Source organism: Streptococcus mitis, assembly GCF_946190325.1.
Lineage (GTDB): Bacteria > Bacillota > Bacilli > Lactobacillales > Streptococcaceae > Streptococcus > Streptococcus mitis_CF.
The window spans coordinates 18,938-38,789 of record NZ_CAMHZR010000006.1 but is presented as its reverse complement, the minus strand read 5'-3'; the positions used below and the strand labels follow the sequence as shown (position 1 = coordinate 38,789).

At 41.9% G+C, this 19,852-nt stretch carries 24 protein-coding genes and 2 tRNA genes; 10 read left to right on the top strand and 16 right to left on the bottom strand.

The window, feature by feature from the left end; genetic code table 11:
* Positions 1-15: 15 nt before the first annotated feature.
* The 4 genes from N8M95_RS07535 to N8M95_RS07520 form a co-directional block, all read right to left on the bottom strand.
* Positions 16-88, bottom strand: a tRNA-Lys gene (locus N8M95_RS07535).
* Between the two features lie 62 nt (positions 89-150).
* On the bottom strand, positions 151-666 hold the full coding sequence (locus N8M95_RS07530) for a DUF308 domain-containing protein (RefSeq protein WP_049521056.1): 516 nt from the start codon (positions 664-666) through the stop codon (positions 151-153).
* A gap of 352 nt (positions 667-1,018) precedes the next feature.
* Positions 1,019-1,091 (bottom strand) — tRNA-Lys (locus N8M95_RS07525).
* A gap of 264 nt (positions 1,092-1,355) precedes the next feature.
* Positions 1,356-2,627 carry a replication-associated recombination protein A gene (locus tag N8M95_RS07520; protein ID WP_261081959.1) on the bottom strand — a complete coding sequence of 424 codons (1,272 nt, stop codon included), beginning with the start codon at positions 2,625-2,627 and terminating at the stop codon, positions 1,356-1,358.
* A 115-nt stretch (positions 2,628-2,742) separates the two neighbouring features.
* Here N8M95_RS07520 and N8M95_RS07515 point away from each other — a divergent pair, with 115 nt between their 5' ends.
* The 7 genes from N8M95_RS07515 (at position 2,743) to N8M95_RS07485 (ending at position 9,406) form a co-directional block, all read left to right on the top strand.
* Positions 2,743-3,213 carry a DUF3013 family protein gene (locus N8M95_RS07515; RefSeq protein WP_045605868.1) on the top strand — a complete coding sequence of 157 codons (471 nt, stop codon included), beginning with the start codon at positions 2,743-2,745 and terminating at the stop codon, positions 3,211-3,213.
* A gap of 18 nt (positions 3,214-3,231) precedes the next feature.
* A complete protein-coding gene (locus tag N8M95_RS07510) occupies positions 3,232-4,299 on the top strand; it encodes a M50 family metallopeptidase (RefSeq protein ID WP_247939724.1) in 1,068 nt (355 codons plus the stop codon).
* 1 nt (position 4,300) lies between these two features.
* Positions 4,301-4,729: an NUDIX hydrolase gene (locus N8M95_RS07505; protein ID WP_247939725.1), complete on the top strand. Its 429-nt coding sequence runs from the start codon at positions 4,301-4,303 to the stop codon at positions 4,727-4,729.
* 137 nt (positions 4,730-4,866) lie between these two features.
* Positions 4,867-5,817 carry a 50S ribosomal protein L11 methyltransferase gene (gene prmA, locus N8M95_RS07500; protein WP_045605872.1) on the top strand — a complete coding sequence of 317 codons (951 nt, stop codon included), beginning with the start codon at positions 4,867-4,869 and terminating at the stop codon, positions 5,815-5,817.
* A 1-nt stretch (position 5,818) separates the two neighbouring features.
* The gene (locus N8M95_RS07495; RefSeq protein ID WP_004256076.1) at positions 5,819-6,562 is read left to right on the top strand and encodes a 16S rRNA (uracil(1498)-N(3))-methyltransferase; all 744 of its coding nucleotides are present in this window, start codon (positions 5,819-5,821) and stop codon (positions 6,560-6,562) included.
* 10 nt (positions 6,563-6,572) lie between these two features.
* Entirely contained in the window at positions 6,573-8,369 is a 1,797-nt protein-coding gene (gene pepF / locus N8M95_RS07490) for an oligoendopeptidase F (protein WP_261116935.1), read from the top strand.
* 245 nt (positions 8,370-8,614) lie between these two features.
* A complete protein-coding gene (locus N8M95_RS07485; protein WP_049488282.1) occupies positions 8,615-9,406 on the top strand; it encodes a DUF2785 domain-containing protein in 792 nt (263 codons plus the stop codon).
* Positions 9,407-9,513: 107 nt separating this feature from the next.
* Here the strand turns inward: N8M95_RS07485 and N8M95_RS07480 are convergent, their stop codons facing one another.
* The gene (locus N8M95_RS07480; protein ID WP_000048147.1) at positions 9,514-10,278 is read right to left on the bottom strand and encodes a (S)-acetoin forming diacetyl reductase; all 765 of its coding nucleotides are present in this window, start codon (positions 10,276-10,278) and stop codon (positions 9,514-9,516) included.
* Positions 10,279-10,534: 256 nt separating this feature from the next.
* On the opposite strand from N8M95_RS07480, the gene N8M95_RS07475 reads away from it, so the two are divergent.
* Positions 10,535-11,203 carry an MIP/aquaporin family protein gene (locus N8M95_RS07475; protein ID WP_000714814.1) on the top strand — a complete coding sequence of 223 codons (669 nt, stop codon included), beginning with the start codon at positions 10,535-10,537 and terminating at the stop codon, positions 11,201-11,203.
* 163 nt (positions 11,204-11,366) lie between these two features.
* Here the strand turns inward: N8M95_RS07475 and queF are convergent, their stop codons facing one another.
* From queF to N8M95_RS07440, 7 genes are all read right to left on the bottom strand, one after another.
* The gene (gene queF, locus N8M95_RS07470; RefSeq protein WP_000082575.1) at positions 11,367-11,858 is read right to left on the bottom strand and encodes a preQ(1) synthase; all 492 of its coding nucleotides are present in this window, start codon (positions 11,856-11,858) and stop codon (positions 11,367-11,369) included.
* Between the two features lie 18 nt (positions 11,859-11,876).
* Positions 11,877-12,593 carry a 7-carboxy-7-deazaguanine synthase QueE gene (queE, locus tag N8M95_RS07465; RefSeq protein ID WP_000196472.1) on the bottom strand — a complete coding sequence of 239 codons (717 nt, stop codon included), beginning with the start codon at positions 12,591-12,593 and terminating at the stop codon, positions 11,877-11,879.
* On the bottom strand, positions 12,586-13,029 hold the full coding sequence (gene queD / locus N8M95_RS07460; protein ID WP_000464573.1) for a 6-carboxytetrahydropterin synthase QueD: 444 nt from the start codon (positions 13,027-13,029) through the stop codon (positions 12,586-12,588). Before queD ends, queE begins: the two co-directional genes overlap by 8 nt.
* Positions 13,029-13,682, bottom strand: coding sequence for a 7-cyano-7-deazaguanine synthase QueC (gene queC / locus N8M95_RS07455; RefSeq protein ID WP_023933747.1), 654 nt, complete (start codon positions 13,680-13,682; stop codon positions 13,029-13,031). Before queC ends, queD begins: the two co-directional genes overlap by 1 nt.
* Before the next feature lie 201 nt (positions 13,683-13,883).
* Positions 13,884-14,198, bottom strand: coding sequence for a thioredoxin (trxA, locus tag N8M95_RS07450; protein WP_001029581.1), 315 nt, complete (start codon positions 14,196-14,198; stop codon positions 13,884-13,886).
* Positions 14,199-14,213: 15 nt separating this feature from the next.
* Positions 14,214-14,435 carry a DUF4649 family protein gene (locus N8M95_RS07445; RefSeq protein WP_138702992.1) on the bottom strand — a complete coding sequence of 74 codons (222 nt, stop codon included), beginning with the start codon at positions 14,433-14,435 and terminating at the stop codon, positions 14,214-14,216.
* A 98-nt stretch (positions 14,436-14,533) separates the two neighbouring features.
* On the bottom strand, positions 14,534-14,914 hold the full coding sequence (locus tag N8M95_RS07440; protein ID WP_033676510.1) for a MarR family winged helix-turn-helix transcriptional regulator: 381 nt from the start codon (positions 14,912-14,914) through the stop codon (positions 14,534-14,536).
* A 282-nt stretch (positions 14,915-15,196) separates the two neighbouring features.
* On the opposite strand from N8M95_RS07440, the gene N8M95_RS07435 reads away from it, so the two are divergent.
* Positions 15,197-15,571 carry a CidA/LrgA family protein gene (locus tag N8M95_RS07435; RefSeq protein ID WP_261116934.1) on the top strand — a complete coding sequence of 125 codons (375 nt, stop codon included), beginning with the start codon at positions 15,197-15,199 and terminating at the stop codon, positions 15,569-15,571.
* Positions 15,568-16,263, top strand: coding sequence for an LrgB family protein (locus N8M95_RS07430; protein WP_261116932.1), 696 nt, complete (start codon positions 15,568-15,570; stop codon positions 16,261-16,263). Before N8M95_RS07435 ends, N8M95_RS07430 begins: the two co-directional genes overlap by 4 nt.
* A gap of 51 nt (positions 16,264-16,314) precedes the next feature.
* On the opposite strand, the gene gggC is transcribed toward N8M95_RS07430, so the two are convergent.
* From gggC to N8M95_RS07410, 4 genes are all read right to left on the bottom strand, one after another.
* A complete protein-coding gene (gene gggC, locus N8M95_RS07425; RefSeq protein ID WP_212573455.1) occupies positions 16,315-17,862 on the bottom strand; it encodes a streptosactin export ABC transporter GggC in 1,548 nt (515 codons plus the stop codon).
* Positions 17,863-18,000: 138 nt separating this feature from the next.
* Positions 18,001-18,765, bottom strand: a complete 765-nt coding sequence (locus N8M95_RS07420; protein ID WP_261038952.1) for a hypothetical protein — start codon at positions 18,763-18,765, stop codon at positions 18,001-18,003.
* Between the two features lie 15 nt (positions 18,766-18,780).
* Complete coding sequence (locus N8M95_RS07415; RefSeq protein WP_000054197.1) at positions 18,781-19,476, bottom strand: ABC transporter ATP-binding protein; 696 nt, start codon at positions 19,474-19,476, stop codon at positions 18,781-18,783.
* A 4-nt stretch (positions 19,477-19,480) separates the two neighbouring features.
* Positions 19,481-19,846: a GntR family transcriptional regulator gene (locus N8M95_RS07410; RefSeq protein ID WP_020903240.1), complete on the bottom strand. Its 366-nt coding sequence runs from the start codon at positions 19,844-19,846 to the stop codon at positions 19,481-19,483.
* Between the last annotated feature and the right edge of the window lie 6 nt (positions 19,847-19,852).

Below are 19,852 nucleotides of genomic sequence, written 5' to 3'. Positions count from 1 at the left end.
CTGTTGATTTAGATGTGCCCCCTGCAGGGCTCGAACCTGCGCCCCATAGCTTAAGAGTCTACTGCTCTACCAACTGAGCTAAGGAGGCAACAGAAAAAGCTGAGAATGTAACTTCCCAGCTATTTTAATATGCCCAAAATGGCAGCTAGATTATTTACGAAAGGCATCAAGGATATAGGTGAAACCAACAATTAAAAATGCAAAGGCAACGACATAAACGACAAAGACACTTGTAGCTACTGGATTGAACAAAATCACTAGACCTAGTAAAAATGCAAGCAACGCTATCCACATGATATGGTTGCCAATAATAGGGAAAATCAATCCCAGACGATTGCCTTTAAAGAAAGCTATAATGGCTTCTACAATTAACCAAATTCCTAAAATAGTTGGAATGACAACTGGCAGCGTCACAAAGCCATAGGCAACGAGGTAAAGAGCTAAGAGAAGATTAACAATCCCTTGGAAAAGATGAGCTGGTGAGCGAAGCTCTTTTGGTACAGAGAAATAGCCTAAAATAGCTGCTATAGAAGAAACCAGTAAACCAAATGCAATCCACCAGCTGTAAGCAACAAGATTAGCTACTGGGTTTGTAAATAGGAAAAGTCCTAAAAGGACAAAAACAACTCCTGCAAGGAATAGCGATAAACGATTAGAAAATTTCATTTCAATACCCCCTATATAGTATAGTATAGTTTGATAATAAAAATATTATACACCTTTTTAGAGGAAATATCAATAAACAAAATGGAAAATTTGGAAGTTTCAGTCTGATTTATGAAAAGAAAATCAGTTTTTATTATTTTGAAAATAAAAAGAGAAGATAAAATTTGTCTTCTCTACATGAAAATATTGTATGGAATCAAAGCAAAAGTAACTGGCTTTACACTATTTGTAAAGATGTAATTTGATTCAAAAAGAAAAGATAGATTTAAAATGTGGGACAAATGATGAGGCAAATCAGTTATAGATAAGCAAAAAAGCCTTGGTTATCAAGGCTTTTCCTGTTGTATTTAGATGCCCCCTACAGGGATCGAACCTGTGACCCACGGATTAAGAGTCCGCTGCTCTGCCAGCTGAGCTAAGGAGGCAAAGAAAAAAGCTGTATTGGTGCCGAAACTTCACGGTTTGTATTGAACCCGCGCAATTAAGCAGGTGGGCAACTCGCTCTAACTGAAGCTGTTTCCGTGTGAGACGGCCTACATGCTGTTAGAAGACTTTTGTTTCCCTAATAATACAAAAAATAGTCGGTCAACACTTAAGTGTGAAGTCGTACACCACAGCGTTTCTATGTTTATATAATACCACTTTTTCAAAAAAAATCAAGAGGAAAGTGCAATTTTTTGAAAAGGATTTCAGATTTTTCGCAAACGGTCGATAGCTTCCTTTCTTTGAGCCAAAGCCCGTTCATATTTACCAGTATCTTCTGCTTGGAAATAGTGATGATTACGAATTTTTTCTGGTAGATAGTCTTGCTTGACCCAATTTCCAGGATAGTTGTGTGGATAGAGATAGTCTTGGGCATTCCCCAGTTCCTTGCTTCCACTGTAGTGCCCATCACGCAGGTGTCGCGGAATAGGCAAGTGCCCTGATGTTTTGAGGTCGGCAAGAGCCTTATTCATAGCTACATAGGCTGAGTTGGATTTTGGAGAAAGGGCCAAATCAATGACGACATTGGCAATGAGAATGCGGGCTTCTGGGAACCCAATCTTTTGGGCAGCATCCAGAGCAGTCACGGTGTGAATCTGAGCTTCAGGATTGGCCAAACCGATATCTTCATAGGCGATAACAGTCAAGCGACGAGCGAGACTTGGCAAATCACCAGCCTCAATCAAGCGGGCAGCATAGTGGAGACTGGCATCAACATCTGAGCCACGGATAGACTTTTGCAGGGCTGAGAGGACATCGTAGTGTCCATCCCCATCTTTGTCCATGGTAATATAACTCCGCTGCAGGCTATTTTCCATGATATCCAAAGTTATATGGCGGATTCCCTTGTCATTTTCGGGGGTAGAGAGAACAGCCAAGTCCAGTGAGTTGAAGGCAGAACGCAGGTCTCCATTTGTAGAGGTGGCAATGAAGTCCAGCGCATCCTCATCTAGTTCTACTGGAAAATCAAAACCACGTTCAGGGTTATTTAGAGCTATCTGCAGGGCCTCTTTGACGTCTTGGTTAGACAGAGGTTCCAACTCAAAAATTTGAACGCGACTGCGAATGGCAGGAGTGACAGAGAAGAAAGGATTTTCAGTTGTAGCGCCAATCATGATGACCAGTCCACTTTCCAAGAGAGGCAAGAGGAAGTCTTGCTTGGTTTTATCTAGTCTATGAATCTCGTCAAGGAGTAGTACAAGTCCACCTGAAAATTTAGCCTCTTCCGCAATTTCTTGCAGTCGCTTTTTACTATCAACTGTCGCATTGAAAGTTCGAAAGGCATACTTGGTCGTCCCTGCGATGGCAGAGGCAATACTGGTCTTGCCGATTCCCGGAGGTCCATAGAGAATCATGGAGGACAGGCGGTTGGCTTCCACCATGCGGCGGATAATTTTTCCAGGCCCGACCAGATGTTCCTGACCAATGACCTGGTCGATGGTTTTAGGGCGCATGCGAAGCGCGAGATTGTCTGGCATAGCAGTCCTTTCTAACGTGGATTTTCTGATGTATATGTGGTAAGATGGTAGTATCTATTTTAGCACATTTCCGAGTAATCGGGGCGATTAAAGAGTCGCATAGAAAGAGGACAAAATGGCAACATATGGATTTTTAGATGTTTTAGAGGAAGAGTTGGAGAAGAATTTTCCCTTTGACTTTGAGATTAGTTGGGACAAGCGCAACCACGCGGTTGAAGTGAGTTTTCTGTTGGAAGCGCAAAATGCTGCAGGTGTGGAGATGGTGGGTGAAGATGGAGAGGTTTCATCAGATGACATTCTCTTTGAAGAAGCAGTGCTTTTTTACAATCCAGCCAAATCAACAGTCAATGAGGAAGACTATTTGACTGTCATCCCTTACCTGCCTAAAAAGGGATTTTCCCGTGAATTTTTAGCTTATTTTGCCCTTTTCCTCAAAGATACTGCTGAGGTTGGGCTGGATGCGCTTATGGACTTTTTGGAAGACCCAGAAGCAGAAGAATTTGTCATGGAATGGAACCAAGAAGTCTTTGAAGAAGGAAAAGTAGGCTTGGAAGAGGGAGAATTTTATCCTTATCCGAGATATTAGGAGTTGGTTGGAGATTTTATGAAGAAAATTGGGATTTATTTGGTTTATGTGCTAGCTGTTGTCTTTATTATGCTAGCTTTTGCTTGTGGAACCATCGCATTTGCAGAGTTGGGCTATTCTGCATTATTAGTTTTTAGTTTTGGTTATGCTTTTGCTTTTCTAAGCATGTATGTAATCTTGATTCTTCATGAGCTTGGTCATGCATTTTGTGGTTATCTGACAGGCTATCGTCTGGTGGCTTTTGGATTAGGGAACTTTCTTTTAACCAAAAAGTCAGGAAGGCTTCATCTTAGTCGAACAGCAGTTATAAAAAATGTTGGTGCTCAGTATATTGGATTGAAAGAAGATGAAAGCGATCAAAGAATCATCCTGATGCTTTCAGGAGGCTTGATGGTTCATCTCAGCTTGATATTATTGGCGATAGTGTTTGGATTTTTGACAAGAAGCTGGTATTTTGCAGGGACTTGGATTTTTCTTAATTTGTCTTTCTTCCTAAATAACATTTTGCCAGTCGGCATCACCGATGGAGCGAAAATTTGGGAATTGCTACAACAACCTGAAAATACCAAATACGCCTACCTAATGTTGAGGCATTCTGCCCAGACCTTGCTAGCTCCTCAAGAATATGATTTAAAAGACTTTATCATGTCTGTTGATGAGGATGTGAGAGGAAGTTTTGCAGAAAGTGTTCGGACTCTTCAGGGATTGGTATTCATATTGGATGATAATATAGAGCTTGCAAAGCAACAGTTTCAGTCTGTGTTAGAGAAAACAGATAATCCAATGTCTAAAACTAGTTCTCAATTATACCTTCTTCAAGTTGCTCTGATGGAAGGAGATAATAAGAATGCGGAAGAATATGCAAGTATTCGAGGGGTCAAATCCTTTTTATCTATAAAAACAGCAGATATGCAGGTCATTCAAGCTTGGTATCAATTTAAAGTAAAGAAAGATGTAGTTCAAACTCACAAGGCTATGAAGCTTGCTAGACAGAAAATGAATAGCAGCCGGATGTTACGGGATGAGAAAAGCTATTATCAAAACTGGTTAGCCGAGCTGGAAAAGGAATTAACCGAAGGAGTCTAATATGGAACTAGAAATTTCTGATTTCACAGGCTGCAAGATTGCTTTGTTTTGTGGGGATAAGCTCTTGACTATCTTACGCGATGATAAGGCAAGCATTCCCTGGCCCAATATGTGGGAACTGCCCGGTGGTGGACGCGAAGGTAATGAAAGTCCTTTTGAGTGTGCGGCGCGTGAAGTTTATGAAGAACTGGGAATTCATTTGACTGAGGATTGTCTGCTTTGGAGTAAGTTTTATCCAAGTATGCTTTTTGCGGATAAACAATCTGTATTTCTAGTCGGTCAGTTAACACAGAACCAGTTTGACAATATCACCTTTGGTGATGAAGGGCAGGGCTATCAGCTCATGAATGTCAAGGAATTTCTTAGCTCCAGTCAAGTTGTACCTCATTTGCAAGAGAGATTAAAAGATTATTATAAAGTAAGTGATTAGAAAGGATGGTTCGGTTAAATTTCTAAACTGAACCCGCCCTAAACACTGTGCCAAAAAGATAAACTTCTCATAGACACAAGCGTCTTCAGAGAAGTTTCTATTTTGGCTTTGTGTTTTACGGGCTTGGTATCTTAAATATGGAAACATGGCAAGAGTTAAAAGTTACAGTGAAGCGTGAGGGAGAGGAGTTGGTTTCCAATCTCTTGATTGAGCTGGGAGCGCAAGGTGTTGCGATCGAAGATAGTATGGACTATGTGGGAAATGTTGACCGCTTCGGCGAGATTTTCCCAGAGGTTGAGCAGCAAGAAGAAATCGTAGTGACAGCCTACTACCCTGATACGGTTGATGTAGCAACGGTTGAGGCAGACTTGCAGGCCCGTCTCGCGGAACTAACTGATTTTATGGACTTGGGAGAGGTCAAGATGGGGACGACTGCCTTGGCTGAGGAAGACTGGGCAGACAACTGGAAGAAATACTATGAACCAGCTCGTATCACTCATGATTTGACCATCGTGCCGTCTTGGACGGACTATGAGGCGACTGCTGGGGAAAAGATTATCAAGCTGGATCCAGGTATGGCTTTTGGTACGGGGACCCATCCAACCACTAAGATGAGCCTCTTTGCCTTGGAGCAGGTTCTTCGTGGTGGGGAAACAGTGCTAGATGTGGGTACTGGTTCAGGGGTTCTCTCTATTGCCAGCTCGCTACTTGGTGCCAAGGAAATCTTTGCCTACGACCTGGATGATGTGGCAGTTCGTGTTGCTCAGGAAAATATTGAGCTCAACCCTGGTATGGAAAACATTCATGTAGCAGCAGGAGACTTGCTTAAGGGAGTTGAGATTGAGGCAGATGTGATTGTGGCTAATATCTTGGCGGATATCCTTATTCATTTGACGGATGATGCTTACCGCTTGGTCAAGGATGAAGGCTACCTCATCATGAGTGGCATTATCAAGGACAAGTGGGACATGGTGCGCGAGTCGGCTGAGTCAGCTGGATTTTTCCTCGAAACTCACATGGTTCAAGGGGAATGGAATGCCTGTGTCTTTAAGAAAACCAAGGATATTTCCGGTGTGATTGGAGGCTAGCATGCAGCAGTATTTTGTCAAGGGGAGTGCAGTCTCTCCTGTCACCATCGAGGACAAGGAAACCAGCAAGCATATGTTTCAGGTTATGCGCTTGAAAGAAGATGATGAGGTGACCTTAGTCTTTGATGATGGTATCAAGCGTTTGGCGCGCGTCTTGGATGTTGAAAATCGTCAGTTTGAGTTGGTTGAAAAGTTAGCTGACAACGTGGAATTACCAATCCAGGTGACCATCGCATCTGGCTTTCCCAAGGGCGACAAGCTCGAGTTTATCACTCAAAAAGTAACTGAACTGGGCGCCAGCCAGATTTGGTCCTTCCCTGCCGATTGGTCGGTCGCCAAATGGGATGGCAAGAAATTGGGTAAAAAGATTGAAAAACTAGAAAAAATTGCCCTTGGAGCAGCAGAACAAAGCAAGCGTAATCTAGTACCAAGTGTCACACTTTTCGAGAAAAAATCAGACTTTCTAGCTCAACTGGACCAATTTGACTCTATCGTAGTGGCTTATGAAGAGTCGGCCAAAGAAGGAGAAGCCGCTGCGCTTTTACAAGCAGTTAATGGACTCGAGAAGGGAGCCAAATTGCTCTTTATCTTTGGTCCAGAAGGTGGTCTGTCACCTGCAGAAATCGAAAGTTTTGAAGCTAAGGGAGCAGTCTTGGCAGGTCTTGGTCCTCGTATTTTGCGAGCAGAAACAGCACCGCTTTACGCCTTATCAGCCCTTAGTGTTTTATTAGAATTAGAGAAATAAGAGGAAGAAAATGGAACAAAAACACCGTTCAGAATTTCCAGAGAAGGAACTTTGGGATTTAACAGCCCTATACCAAGACCGTGAGGATTTCTTGCGTGCAATCGAGAAGGCTCGTGAAGACATCAACCAGTTTAGCCGTGACTACAATGGCAATCTTCACACTTTTGAAGATTTCGAGAAGGCCTTTGCGGAATTGGAACAAATCTACATTCAGATGAGCCATATTGGCAACTATGGCTTTATGCCTCAGACGACAGACTATAGCAATGACGAATTTGCCAACATTGCCCAAGCTGGGATGGAATTTGAAACAGACGCCAGCGTAGCTCTGACCTTCTTTGACGATGCCTTGATGGTAGCAGATGAGGAAGTCTTGGACCGTTTGGGTAAATTGCCTCATTTAACAGCTGCCATTCGTCAGGCCAAAATAAAAAAAGCCCACTATTTAGGGGCTGATGTGGAGAAGGCCTTGACCAATCTCGGCGAGGTTTTCTACAGTCCGCAGGATATTTACACTAAGATGCGAGCTGGGGATTTTGAAATGGCTGACTTTGAAGCTCATGGCAAGACCTACAAAAACAGCTTTGTGACCTATGAAAATTTCTACCAAAATCACGAGGACGCTGAGGTCCGTGAGAAATCATTCCGTTCCTTCTCAGAAGGTCTTCGTAAGCACCAAAATACGGCTGCAGCAGCCTATCTAGCCCAAGTCAAGTCTGAAAAACTACTGGCAGATATGAAGGGGTACGACTCAGTCTTTGACTATCTTCTAGCTGAACAGGAAGTAGACCGTGTCATGTTTGACCGCCAGATTGATTTCATTATGAAGGATTTTGCGCCGGTTGCTCAGAGATACCTCAAGCATGTTGCCAAGGTAAATGGTCTTGAAAAGATGACCTTTGCAGACTGGAAATTGGACTTGGACAGCGCCCTGAATCCTCAAGTGACTATTGACGACGCCTATGATTTGGTCATGAAGTCCGTAGAACCTTTGGGGCAAGAATATTGTCAGGAAGTTGCTCGTTATCAAGAAGAGCGCTGGGTGGACTTTGCTGCCAATAGTGGCAAGGATTCTGGCGGTTATGCGGCGGACCCATATCGTGTGCATCCTTATGTTCTCATGAGCTGGACTGGTCGTTTGAGCGATGTTTATACCTTGATTCATGAAATCGGGCATTCTGGTCAATTCATCTTTTCAGATAATCACCAGAGCTACTTCAACGCCCACATGTCGACCTACTATGTTGAAGCACCGTCAACTTTCAATGAATTGCTTCTCAGTGATTATTTGGAGCACCAATCTGACGACCCTCGTCAAAAACGCTTTGCTCTGGCTCACCGCTTGACAGACACCTACTTCCATAACTTTATTACCCACCTCTTAGAAGCAGCCTTCCAGCGTAAAGTGTATACATTGATTGAAGAAGGAGAAACTTTCGGAGCAAGCAAACTCAACAGCATTATGAAGGAAGTTTTGACCGATTTCTGGGGAGATGCCATTGAAATCGATGATGATGCAGCTTTGACTTGGATGCGCCAAGCTCACTACTACATGGGCTTGTATAGTTACACTTACTCAGCAGGACTAGTCATCTCGACTGCGGGTTACCTTCATCTGAAACATTCAGAAACTGGAGCTGAGGACTGGCTCAATCTCCTCAAATCAGGTGGTAGCAAGACACCACTTGAGTCAGCCATGATTATCGGAGCGGATATCTCAACAGACAAACCACTCCGTGATACCATTCAGTTCTTGTCAGACACAGTTGACCAGATTATTGCCTACAGTGCCCAGTTGGGAGAGTAGGGGGATAGAAAGATTGTTCTAGAATGATGTTTATGGGTTTGTTAAGCGTCATTATAATTGGCTTGGCTGTAGCTATTTTCAAACACGCCGTTGAAGGTCATGATGTTAAAATTGAACTTGCGGTAAGTTGGTATTGATAGTTATTTACTTCATTTTTTATCAGATTGTATTTAATTGAGAATTCAATATTAAGTCATTTAAGGACGGCTTTTTGAACAGTTGTTAGAAGTGTAGAGTTATTGCCCATGTATCAAGAGTTACTAAGAAAAATAGCAGTTGAAAAACCAAGTTATCATCAGGAGGAAATCCAGTGGTTGCTTGACCATTTGGGAGATCCTTCTCCAGAAATTCGCGATGACCTTGTTTTTACAAGCTTTGCTAGAGGGATTCAGGAAGAGCTATTTACACAGGAACAATTTTATTTCATTGCTGAGGTGGTCTCAGCTGATGGAGGACTAGATAAAGAGATTGATAAGGTAGGTCTGCCAACACTTGAACGTTCTTTTAGGGCACTTGTTTATGCAAACCTCTTGTTTGCGGATGCCAACCAGCAATCGGTTTTTTATCAGGGATTAAAAGCAGAAATTCGCAATGTCCTTTTAAATCAAGGTTTGCACTATCTTTCAAAAGAAAAGGACACGACAGGTTTTTCAAGTCAGTATGGTTGGGTTCACGCTTTTGCACATGGAGCCGATTTACTGACAGAGGTAGTTTGTCATCCAGACTTTCCTAAAAACAGAGTTCATGAAGTATTTGACATACTTGGCAAACTGTTTAAAAGAATTACCATTCGTTTTACAGATGATGAAGATTGGCGTTTAGCAAGAGTGCTTTATGAACCGATTTTACAAGGGAAGTTGGAGCAAGAGCAAGTAACTGCTTGGATAAAAACGGTTGATTTTCCGATAGAAGAAAGGGAGGATTTTTACAAATTTTCCAACTTTAGATCCTGTCTGTTGGAAGTCTATGTCCAACTTGACCAGAGAAATAGTTTACAAGATGACTTGAAAGAAGCTATCCAATCTTTTCAATATTAGGGATTAACTAGTATTACTTAGTAATAGGGTTTCTATTGTATCCTCCTACCTGATAATGAAAACTAATAAAAGAGGTTGAATCATTTTCCAACCTCTTTTCCTGTATCTTAATGGAATTGCATACCACCATCAACGATAATGGTTTGTCCTGTAATGTAGTTTGAATCTGGTCCTGCGAGGAAGCTGACAGCAGCAGCCACATCTTCTGGTTCAGATAGGCGTTTTAGGGTAATATCTTTTGCAAATGTCTGCATACCCCACTCGTCATCTTTTCCTGCATTTTTACCAACTTCATGAGCGATATCGTACATCATTGGTGTTTTAACAATACCTGGTGCGTAGGCGTTAACAGTGATACCTGAGTCTGCTAAATCACGGGCTAATGTTTGCGTAATTCCGCGAACAGCAAATTTGGTTCCACCATAAACAGTTAGATTTGGATTACCGACTACACCAGCTTGAGAAGTTGCGTTGATAATTTTACCTCCGTGGCCAAGTGCTTTAAATTGCGCTTGTGCAGCTTGTGACCCCCAAATGACACCACCAACGTTGATACCGAAAGTACGTGTAAATTGTTCCTCAGTAATTGTATCAAGAGGAGTAGTTGGAGCAACACCAGCATTATTTACGACAACATTCAAATCACCAAAATGGTCAACAACTTTTTGAAATGCTTGGGCAACTTCTGCCTGTTTCGAAACATCAGCTACGACAGCAAAGGCATTTTCAGCTGATAATTCGGCAACAGCCTTTTCGGCTGTTTCGGGATTGTAGTCTAAGACTCCTACCTTAAAGCCATCTTGAACCAATCGTTTCGCAATTGCAAAACCGATTCCTTGACCTGCACCTGTGACAATAGCAACTTTAGACATATGATTCCTCCTTGGTATTCACGATACCATTCAAACGTTCATAAAAGAACAGCAAAGGTTTACAAATGAGCTTTTATAATGGGTTTTGTAACCCCTATCAAAACTACGCTATTAGTATACACCTTTGAAAAAAATGTTTCAAATAAACACTACCGTTTTTACAGAATTTTAACCTGAAATTTCCAATCAATTTTCTTGAAACCCTTTCCTACTTTTAATAGACTAGTATCTAGTTTTTGAAAAAAGGAGAAAGAAAATGAAAAAATTTGTTGCTGAATTAATCGGTACTTTCATGCTTGTGTTCATTGGGACAGGAGCTGTTGTTTTTGGAAATGGTCTTGATGGCTTAGGTCACCTTGGAATCGCCTTTGCCTTTGGTCTGGCAATCGTGGTTGCTGCTTACTCAATCGGAACTGTTTCAGGTGCTCACTTGAACCCAGCGGTTTCGATCGCTATGTTTGTAAACAAACGTTTGTCATCTTCGGAGCTTGTTAACTACATCCTTGGGCAAGTAGTTGGAGCTTTCCTTGCATCAGCTGCGCTATTCTTCCTCTTGGCGAACTCAGGGATGTCAACTACTAGTCTTGGTGAAAATGCCTTGGCAAACGGTGTCACTGTCTTTGGTGGTTTCTTGTTTGAAACAATCGCAACCTTCTTGTTTGTCTTGGTTATCATGACCGTGACTTCAGAAAGCAAGGGCAATGGAGCGATTGCTGGTTTGGTAATCGGTTTGTCCTTGATGGCCATGATCCTTGTGGGATTGAACATTACTGGACTTTCAGTAAACCCAGCTCGTAGCTTGGCACCAGCTGTCTTGGTAGGTGGCTCAGCCCTTCAACAAGTATGGATTTTCATCCTTGCTCCAATCGTTGGTGGGATTCTTGCAGCCCTTGTTGCTAAAAACTTCCTTGGAACAGAAGAATAATTGAAACTCAAAAAGCCTTGCTCCTCGATTTGAGGAACAGGGCTTTTTCTTATCTGTTTATACTCAATGAAAATCAAAGGGCAAACTAGGAAACTAGCCGCAGGCTGTACTTGAGTACGGCAAGGCGACGTTGACGCGGTTTGAATTTGATTTTCGAAGAGTATTAACGGTTGTCAATTTTCTCTGGATAGAGGTCGTGTTGGAAGAGGCGTTGTTCTGCCAATCCTTCATACTTAGTTCCAGGCTTACCGTAGTTGTAGTAGGGATCAATTGAGATGCCACCGCGCGGAGTGAATTTTCCCCAGACTTCTAAATAGCGAGGGTCTAGCAAGTTGACCAAGTCTTTCCCGATGGTGTTGATACAGTTTTCGTGGAAATCTCCGTGGTTTCGGTAGCTAAAGAGGTAGAGTTTGAGGGATTTTGACTCAACACAGAGCTTGTCAGGAATGTAGGAAATATAAATGGTCGCAAAGTCTGGTTGAGCAGTGATTGGACACAGTGAGGTAAATTCAGGACAGTTAAATTTGATGAAATAGTCATTTTCCACATGACGATTGTCAAAAGATTCGAGGACATCTGGTTGATAGTCAAAGATGTAGTTGGTTTCTTTGTTGCCCAGTAGGCTGAGGTTTTTCATTTCTTCTTGTTGTGACATGATTTTTTCTTTCTAATCTTAAACACCACGTTGATTATCGTAGAGGAGGGTATGCAGTTGAGGAAGGACGCGGACATTGCCCCAGCTATCGTCGGCAGCGACGCGTTCCCAGAGTTCTTTGAGACGGTCCAGTTGATCTTGGATAATATTTCCTGTAGCCTTGGGTTCAGGATTTCCAGCAGATAAGAAAAGGACATCTGGTTGGTAGCGTTCTTGTATTCCTTTAGCAAAGGCTAAATCTGCATCATCAAAGACAGGGATTTTAAAGGTGACCTTGTCTGGATCCAGTTGGGAAACGATAAAGTCCAGGGTCTCAAAGTTGACTTCCATCTTGGATGAAGGAGGTTTGGGACTCAGAGTAACCTGGTCGATATCTTTTAACCAATTTTGCCAGCGAGAGCCTTGGGTCTCAACAGCAAGGGTGACACCACGTTCCTTGAGCTTGGTGACCAGTTCAGCCATGTTGGCTGCTAGGATAGCGGGATTTCCGCCAGACAGGGTTACATAGTCGTAGTTCCCTAGTTTATCCAACTCAGCAATGACCTCGTCAGCTGTCATGCGAGTTGGTTTTTCAGAACCATCCCAAGTAAAGGCAGAATCGCACCAGTCGCAGTGGTAGTCGCAACCAGCAGTGCGGACAAACATGGTTTTCTGCCCGATTGCACGACCTTCGCCTTGAAAGGTTGGGCCAAAAATTTCTAGAACTGGTAGTTTGAGGACACGTTCCCTAGTCATCTAACCACTCCCGTCTAAACTCTGCAAAGGCAGTCGGAGTTTCATAGAGGCGAACATATTCCAAACGGAGACCACGTTCGTCAGGCAACTCTTGGTTCATGGTTTGGAAAATCCAGTAAACCATATTTTCAGCAGTCGTGTTCATATAGGGAAGAGTTTCATTGAGATAGCGATGATCCAAGTGGGGTTCTAAGTAGTTCTTGTAGATTGCTTTGATGTCTCCGAAATCGTAGGTCATGCCACGTTCATCTAAAAATCCACTGACAGCAATCTGCAGATGATAGGTGTGACCATGAAGGGATTTGCATTTTCCCTCATAGTGAAAGAGGTGGTGGGCAGCATCGAAAGTGAACTCTTTTGATACCAAGGTTCTGTGTGGATTGTAGACAAGAGACTCTCCAGTTTCCTGTTTGATTTCTTTGGGTGCAAAAAACATTAGTCCTCTCCTTTCTGTGAGAGATAAACATCTAAACCATGTTGACGTAGGTGGCAGGCTGGGCAATCTCCACAGCCACTTCCGATAATCCCATTGTAGCAGGTCAAGGTCTTTTCACGAACATAGTCAAAGGCACCGAGTTGGTCGGCTAATTCCCAAGTTTCAGCCTTGTCTAGCCACATGAGAGGTGTTTGGATAACAAAGTCGTAATCCATGGCAAGGTTGAGGGTAACATTAAGGGATTTGACAAAGACATCTCGACAATCGGGGTAGCCTGAGAAGTCTGTCTCGCAGACACCTGTCACGATATCTTTAATGCCTCGTTGCTTAGCAAGGACTGCCGCAAAGGACAGAAAGAGGTGGTTACGACCATCAACGAAGGTATTGGGAACCTCTCCCTCTTTTTGCTCAATTTCCAGATCAGAGGTCAGGGCATTTTCAGTGATTTGCCCCAGCAGAGACATATCTAGGATGTGATGACGAATCCCCTGTTCCTTAGCGATTTCTCTAGCAACTTGAATTTCGAGATGATGGCGTTGGCCGTAGGCAAAGGTAACGGCTTCGACCGTTTCATAGTGTTCTTTAGCCCAAAAGAGGCAGGTTGTAGAATCTTGACCGCCACTAAAGACGACCAAGGCTGATTGACGTTTCATAGTACTCCTTCCAAAATGGGAAATGTTCAGAGCACGCAAAAAGCTCCCTTGAGGGAGCTAAAAAATACCAAGTCAAGGTTTTTTTTAGCGATGGCATGTCCCAAACATCGTAATATTCTACATACAGTCTAGCATATTTTTTGAAAAATGGCAAAGGGCAAGAAAAAAGAGACCAAAGCAAGTACTTGGTCTCTCGTTTGATTAGCTCAATTCAGCAACGATGGCCTTGATTTGTTCTGCTGTGTGAACACCAGCAACTTGTTTCACCACTTGGCCGTCTTTTTTGAAGAGAAGGGTTGGGATAGACATGATTCCAAAAGCACGAGCTGTGTTTGGATTTTCATCAACGTCCATTTTAACGATTTTTAAAACATCTTCTGAAAGTTCTTCAGACAATTTGTCCAAGATTGGACCTTGCATACGACATGGACCACACCAAGTTGCCCAGAAGTCTACCAAGACCAAACCGTCTTTTGTTTCTTGTTCGAATGTTGCATCTGTAATTGCTTTTGCCATTGTATTTCTCCTTTTTTAGTTATATTGGCTTAAATCTTGTTTCTTGAGATAGAAGAAGACATCTCCATAAGTCCCATGGTAGTCCAAATCATGACCGTTGTAAGTCAATTTTTGAACAGGGTAGTAGTCTGCGACGCCGATAAGGCAAGCTTGTTGTGAACGATCAAAGTCTTCATAAGATTCGAACGTCACAGTTCTTTCGTTCTTGCTGGCATCTAGATAGGTAATTTCAATCATTTTAAAACTCCTTTGTTTAATGATGATTTTATTTTACTCCTTGTAAAAGAGAATGTCAAGAAAAATGATTGCGCACGCAACTTTTTTCTAAAATCATCTTAAATCAAGAAATCCAAACCAGTTTCCAAGCTTTCTTCGACAGCCTTTTGTAGTGTGGCCAGTGTTTTTTGCCCATCACCTGTCAGGCAGATAAAACTAGAGCGTCGATCTTGATCACAACACCTGCGACTAAGCAGACCGCAATTTTTGGCTTCCAAGCGAGCCACCATCCGAGAAACAGCGCTCGGGCTCAGATGAAGTTTATCTGGCAGGTCAATCTGGCGTAAAGATTTTTCTTGAGCCAAGTCCAGATAGTAGAGCAGGTAAAACTCTTTCAAGGTCAGACTTTGTTCACTCTGCTGGGCAATAGTCTCTTCCAAGAGACTTTCAATTTCTTTCTGACGCCGATTGAAGTCAAACCATTTTTCCAAATAGGTCATAGTATCTCCTTTCTTTTTAGAGTTATAGCATAGAAGAATGTCCATTCGCGGACAGTCTCTGTATCACAAGATGATTGCGCATGCAATAATTATACTACTTTTCAAAAGAGCTAGCAAGAAAGACGCAGGCATCCTTTATCCTAAATTACGCTGTTTTCACTAGTCTTTAATTGTCTGTATCCCCTTTCCTCTCTAATTTTTAATGACTCTTGTATATTTCCTTGAAATTTTCTGAAAAAAGAGTAAACTGGTATGCAAGAAGTCTATTTCGTGGAGTTTAGGATGAAATTATATGTTCAATTAATGATTCTCTTTGTGATTTCTCTAATCGGAGAGGGGATCTCTAGTTTCTTTCATTTGCCCATCCCAGGCAGTATTATCGGTTTGATTATTCTTTTTCTAGCCCTACAATTCAAGTGGCTGAGAATCAGGCATGTCAACATGGTTGGGAATTTCTTACTGGCCAATATGACCATTCTCTTTTTGCCGCCAGCAGTGGGAATCATGGAAAAGTTTGATGTGATTGCTCCCTATCTTTTGCCAATTGTTTTGATTATCTTTTTTGCAGCAGTCATTAATATTATCCTCATAGCCTTGGTAGTTCAGTTTATCAAACGACGGTTTGAGGGAGATTATGAGAAAGGAGATGCCAAATGAGTGAATTTGTTTCCAATCCCTTGTTTGGGCTTGCCCTGTCAATCCTAGCTTATCTAGCGGGAATGCTGATTTACAGACGTTTTCCCCATCCATTGACAACGCCCTTGCTTTTGTCAGCTGTTTTTATTATCATCTTTCTAAAGGTGACGGGTATTTCTTATCAAGATTACTACCAAGGTGGGGTTTATCTGAACAACTTGATTGTCCCATCGACCGTGGCTCTAGGGATTCCGCTTTATAAGAGTTTTCACTTGATGAAGCACCATGCACGGAGTATTCTCTTTGGTAGTCTGTTAGCAGTAGTTGTCAATACCTCTTTCACAGCCCTTGTAGCTAAGATTTTTGGAATGGACTTTTTCCTAGCCATTTCTCTCTTTCCTAAGTCAGTGACAACTGCTATGGCAGTGGGGATTACAGAAAAATTGCAAGGTCTGACGACTGTGACCTTGGTCGTTGTAGTGGCGACTGGGATTTTAACCAGTGTCATCGGACCGACCCTTTTGAAGTGGTTGAAAATTGACGACCCAGTAGCTGTTGGTCTTTCCCTTGGAGGAACAGGTCATGCTGTCGGAACGGGAACAGCCTTTCGATACGGTTCTGTAGCAGGAGCCATGGGTGGTTTGGCTATCGGTGTCACAGGTATTCTCTATGTTTTTGTCAGCCCTATTGTAGCCAGTTTGATATTGAGTTAAAAAGCAAGGAACCCGAATTCCTTGCTTTTTAAAATCGTATGTTATAGGCTTTTACTTTTCTTTGCTTAAGTGAATGACTTGGTCATAGTGTTTTAAGTCTTCTTCCGTGTAGTGGTGAATGACTTCAATGACTGTTTGAGGTAGGGAGAAGAGCAAGTCGCTAATTTTTCTGCTATTTTCCGAGTCAAGATTGGCCTTAATCTCATCTGCTAAGATGAGTTGGCTATCATGGTAGAGGGAGCGAGCGATTTCTAGGCGTTGTTTCTCGCCACCAGACAGACTATCATTGCTGAGGGGTCGATTTTTCAAATGTTCTAATCCTGTTTTTTTGAGGATATGATTTAAAGTCTCTGGATTTTTATCCAGTCCTAGAAGGATATTGTCTTCCAGAGATAGCGTGTCAAAGCAATGGCTATCTTGGAGAATATAGGAACTAATACTTGTGATTTCTTGACGTGACAGGTTCTGACCAGCAAAGCTAATCTGACCACTTGTTGGTGTCTCTTCTCCATGAATGATATTGAGCAGGGTTGTTTTACCAGAGCCACTTTCCCCGATAATGGCAATTTTTTCTCCTTGCTTGATGTGTATGGAAATCGGAGACAAGAGGCTATTCCCCTCTTTTTCAAGGGAGATGGTGTCAAGTTGGATAGGGAAAATATTTTCTATGCTTCTAGGCGAGATGGGATCAGACTGGTTCAAAAGTTTTTGGTATTTGTTGAGAAGAGTTCGAGTCGCTTTTCGGGTGTTGGTAAAGTAAGCCAACTCTTGGAATTGATAGCCGATATTATGGGAAACTAGATAGATAGCCACAAAACTCGCCGCATCTAAATAACTATAGTAGGTCATAAAGCCACCGATGACGATTGGTGTGACAGAACAAAAGGCATCGATGCTATTGATCAAGAGACTGTTTAAAGTGCGTTGTTTTTCATAGTTGATTTCGGCATCTAGACTGGTTTGTAATTGTTTTTGGTAGCGAGTAAAAAAGTAGTCTTGTCCCTGATAATGGCGAATTTGTTGGCTACCACCAATAAAATTTGTCAAGCTTGCTAAGTAGCTCTGGTTAACAGTGGACCGCTTTTCAGAAAGTGAGTCCAAACGCTTTGATCCGATAGCACTGCAGAGTACAGGAAAGGAGTAGAAGAGGATGAAAATCAAGCCTAGGTAAAAATTAGTCCATAGGGCATAGAGAATGGACACAGTTGTGAAGCCAAGAGAAGAAATGATGATGACCGTTGGCTCAATATAGCTTTCTTCTAGTTGCTTGACGTCATTTTCTAGGTCGGACAAAATATCCTTTTCATCAATCTCATAACTGTTTAAAAATCGCTTGAAAATAGCACTCTTGATTCCATATTTGAAGTCAGTAATCAAACGAGCGTAGTAATAGCGTTTCCCAGCTAAGCCTAGTAAGAGGATGAGGTTTCCAAGGATTCCCAAAATCAAAACTTTCCAAAGAAGGCCTAGCTCTTGATTGGTAAAACTGGTAACAATATTCTGAACAAGGGCTGGCGTGATAATCGCTTCCAGCCAAGTAATGGCAATAGAAAAGAAGTAAAGTACGAGGTGCTTCTTAGTAACAAATCTTCTCAGCATAAAGAGTTGACCTCCCTATCGATATACATGTAATTAGTTTTAAAGTCATTATACTCCTTTTTATTAAATACTTCATATAAAAATGTAAGTCCTGAGAACGAAAAAAGTCTAGCGAGTTATTGTCGCTAGACTTTAAAACTATTGCAAATTAACCTTGTTTCTCAAGATGTAGTAGGTTCCGAGGTAAAATATAGCTATGAATATGAGTTCTTCAATAATACTCGTACTTGCTCCCATATAGAAATTATCATTAAACCCTGCAAGTGAATTGACATAGAAGTTCGCACTGGTATTGAAGAAGACTTCTACAAATCCAATGACGATTTGGATACCGATATAAGCTACAATGGCTAGTGCGGTACGGTATTCATTGAACAGTTGTCCGATGGAAATAGCCAAGTAGATGCAGAGGATTCCTGAGATGGTATTTAGTAGGAAGGATAAGACAGTAAGACTAAAGCCGGTAAAATGTTCTGCAACAAATGACAGAAGAGTAGAAAGTTGAACTGCATCAGAATTTGTTGACAATAAGATAATATAGATACATAGGAGTAAGACAGCAGTGCTAATCAACGACCAGATAAAGGCACCGATTAGTTTGGCTGTGATGATATGGTGTTCAGAAACTGGCAAGGTTAAAGTCAGATATCCTTGTCGGTCATAGACACTTCCTTTGAATCGTTTAATAATCAAGAAGATAGTTGAAATCACAAGTGTAACCATCAAACCACCAAAGACAGTAGATAGAAAAAAAAGTAGAACAGATAGATTTTTTTCAGGTAGTTTGATTAAGGATTGTGTCTGAATTCCAATAAGAACAGAGAGGAAGAGAACAGCAGCGTAGAGAGCTAAATACCACTTGTTAACATTTTTAAATTCGTAGCGAACTAAATTCCAAAACATAATAATCTCCTTTGCTTAGGCCTTAAATTCCTGACGGAAGAGTTGGTCAATGGATTCACCTGACTCATAGCGAATATCATCTACATTTCCTTGACGGACGACTTTTCCGTCTTTGAGGAAGACAATTTCATCCAAGATTGGCTCGATATCAGAAATCAAGTGGGTAGAAATCAAAACGGTAGAAGTTGGGGAGTAGTTGTTGATAATGGTATTGAGAATATACTCACGGGCTGCTGGGTCTACACCTCCAATGGGTTCGTCCAGAACATAGAGACGAGCATCACGGCTCATAACCAAAATCAGTTGTACCTTTTCCTTGTTTCCTTTTGACAGTTTCTTGAGACGACTATTTTCATCAATGCCCAGGTCTGCAAGTAGATGATGGGCGCGTTCAAGATTGAAATCTTTATAGAAGGTTTTGAAGTAGGTTAGGGCTTCTTTGACCTTCATTTGCTCATTGAGATAGGTCGTATCCGGCAAATAAGCTACGATGGCCTTGGTTGCTGGACTTGGGTCCATGTCGTTGATGAGGACACGTCCTTGATCTGGTTGTAAGAGGCCATTGATTAGTTTAATCAAGGTTGTTTTTCCTGAGCCGTTTGGCCCAAGGAGACCAACAATTTTTCCAGCTGGGATGTCAAGAGAAACATTTTCAAGGGCTGGTGTTGCTCCATAAGATTTGGATACATTTTCAAATGCTAGTAATGACATAGGCTTAAACTCCTTTAATATAATCGCCGACTACGCCTGGTAGTTCTTCTTTTTCATAGCCAAAATGGGTCATGGAGGAAACGAAGTGTTCCAATTCTTCTTCCGATAATTGTTTGCGTGATTGGGCGATCAGTTCCTTATCTTCAGTCACAAATCGTCCAGTTGTGCGCTTGCTGTAGACAAATCCTTCTCGTTCAAGGTCTGACAAGGCTCTTTGGATGGTGTTTGGATTGACACTAGCCTCGCTAGCTAGCTCTCTCACGGTTGGAAGTTGTTGATTGGGTTCCAGTGTATGGGAAACAATCTGAAGCTTGATTTTCTCCATAATCTGTAAATAGATGGGTTTTTTGTTGTCAAATGTCCAGGACATCTTGGT

What these genes read in the sequence shown, in the direction of transcription:
- N8M95_RS07485 (WP_049488282.1), top strand. Translation starts at nt 8,615, where the DNA reads ATGTATCAAGAGTTACTAAGAAAAATAGCAGTTGAAAAACCAAGTTAT.
- gggC (WP_212573455.1), bottom strand. Translation starts at nt 17,862, where the DNA reads ATGCTGAGAAGATTTGTTACTAAGAAGCACCTCGTACTTTACTTCTTT.
- prmA (WP_045605872.1), top strand. Translation starts at nt 4,867, where the DNA reads ATGGAAACATGGCAAGAGTTAAAAGTTACAGTGAAGCGTGAGGGAGAG.
- queE (WP_000196472.1), bottom strand. Translation starts at nt 12,593, where the DNA reads ATGACTAGGGAACGTGTCCTCAAACTACCAGTTCTAGAAATTTTTGGC.
- N8M95_RS07495 (WP_004256076.1), top strand. Translation starts at nt 5,819, where the DNA reads ATGCAGCAGTATTTTGTCAAGGGGAGTGCAGTCTCTCCTGTCACCATC.
- N8M95_RS07480 (WP_000048147.1), bottom strand. Translation starts at nt 10,278, where the DNA reads ATGTCTAAAGTTGCTATTGTCACAGGTGCAGGTCAAGGAATCGGTTTT.
- queF (WP_000082575.1), bottom strand. Translation starts at nt 11,858, where the DNA reads ATGTCACAACAAGAAGAAATGAAAAACCTCAGCCTACTGGGCAACAAA.
- queD (WP_000464573.1), bottom strand. Translation starts at nt 13,029, where the DNA reads ATGTTTTTTGCACCCAAAGAAATCAAACAGGAAACTGGAGAGTCTCTT.
- N8M95_RS07430 (WP_261116932.1), top strand. Translation starts at nt 15,568, where the DNA reads ATGAGTGAATTTGTTTCCAATCCCTTGTTTGGGCTTGCCCTGTCAATC.
- N8M95_RS07520 (WP_261081959.1), bottom strand. Translation starts at nt 2,627, where the DNA reads ATGCCAGACAATCTCGCGCTTCGCATGCGCCCTAAAACCATCGACCAG.
- N8M95_RS07410 (WP_020903240.1), bottom strand. Translation starts at nt 19,846, where the DNA reads ATGTCCTGGACATTTGACAACAAAAAACCCATCTATTTACAGATTATG.
- N8M95_RS07530 (WP_049521056.1), bottom strand. Translation starts at nt 666, where the DNA reads ATGAAATTTTCTAATCGTTTATCGCTATTCCTTGCAGGAGTTGTTTTT.
- N8M95_RS07505 (WP_247939725.1), top strand. Translation starts at nt 4,301, where the DNA reads ATGGAACTAGAAATTTCTGATTTCACAGGCTGCAAGATTGCTTTGTTT.
- N8M95_RS07415 (WP_000054197.1), bottom strand. Translation starts at nt 19,476, where the DNA reads ATGTCATTACTAGCATTTGAAAATGTATCCAAATCTTATGGAGCAACA.
- N8M95_RS07510 (WP_247939724.1), top strand. Translation starts at nt 3,232, where the DNA reads ATGAAGAAAATTGGGATTTATTTGGTTTATGTGCTAGCTGTTGTCTTT.
- N8M95_RS07435 (WP_261116934.1), top strand. Translation starts at nt 15,197, where the DNA reads ATGAAATTATATGTTCAATTAATGATTCTCTTTGTGATTTCTCTAATC.
- trxA (WP_001029581.1), bottom strand. Translation starts at nt 14,198, where the DNA reads ATGGCAAAAGCAATTACAGATGCAACATTCGAACAAGAAACAAAAGAC.
- queC (WP_023933747.1), bottom strand. Translation starts at nt 13,682, where the DNA reads ATGAAACGTCAATCAGCCTTGGTCGTCTTTAGTGGCGGTCAAGATTCT.
- N8M95_RS07515 (WP_045605868.1), top strand. Translation starts at nt 2,743, where the DNA reads ATGGCAACATATGGATTTTTAGATGTTTTAGAGGAAGAGTTGGAGAAG.
- N8M95_RS07445 (WP_138702992.1), bottom strand. Translation starts at nt 14,435, where the DNA reads ATGATTGAAATTACCTATCTAGATGCCAGCAAGAACGAAAGAACTGTG.
- N8M95_RS07475 (WP_000714814.1), top strand. Translation starts at nt 10,535, where the DNA reads ATGAAAAAATTTGTTGCTGAATTAATCGGTACTTTCATGCTTGTGTTC.
- pepF (WP_261116935.1), top strand. Translation starts at nt 6,573, where the DNA reads ATGGAACAAAAACACCGTTCAGAATTTCCAGAGAAGGAACTTTGGGAT.
- N8M95_RS07420 (WP_261038952.1), bottom strand. Translation starts at nt 18,765, where the DNA reads ATGTTTTGGAATTTAGTTCGCTACGAATTTAAAAATGTTAACAAGTGG.
- N8M95_RS07440 (WP_033676510.1), bottom strand. Translation starts at nt 14,914, where the DNA reads ATGACCTATTTGGAAAAATGGTTTGACTTCAATCGGCGTCAGAAAGAA.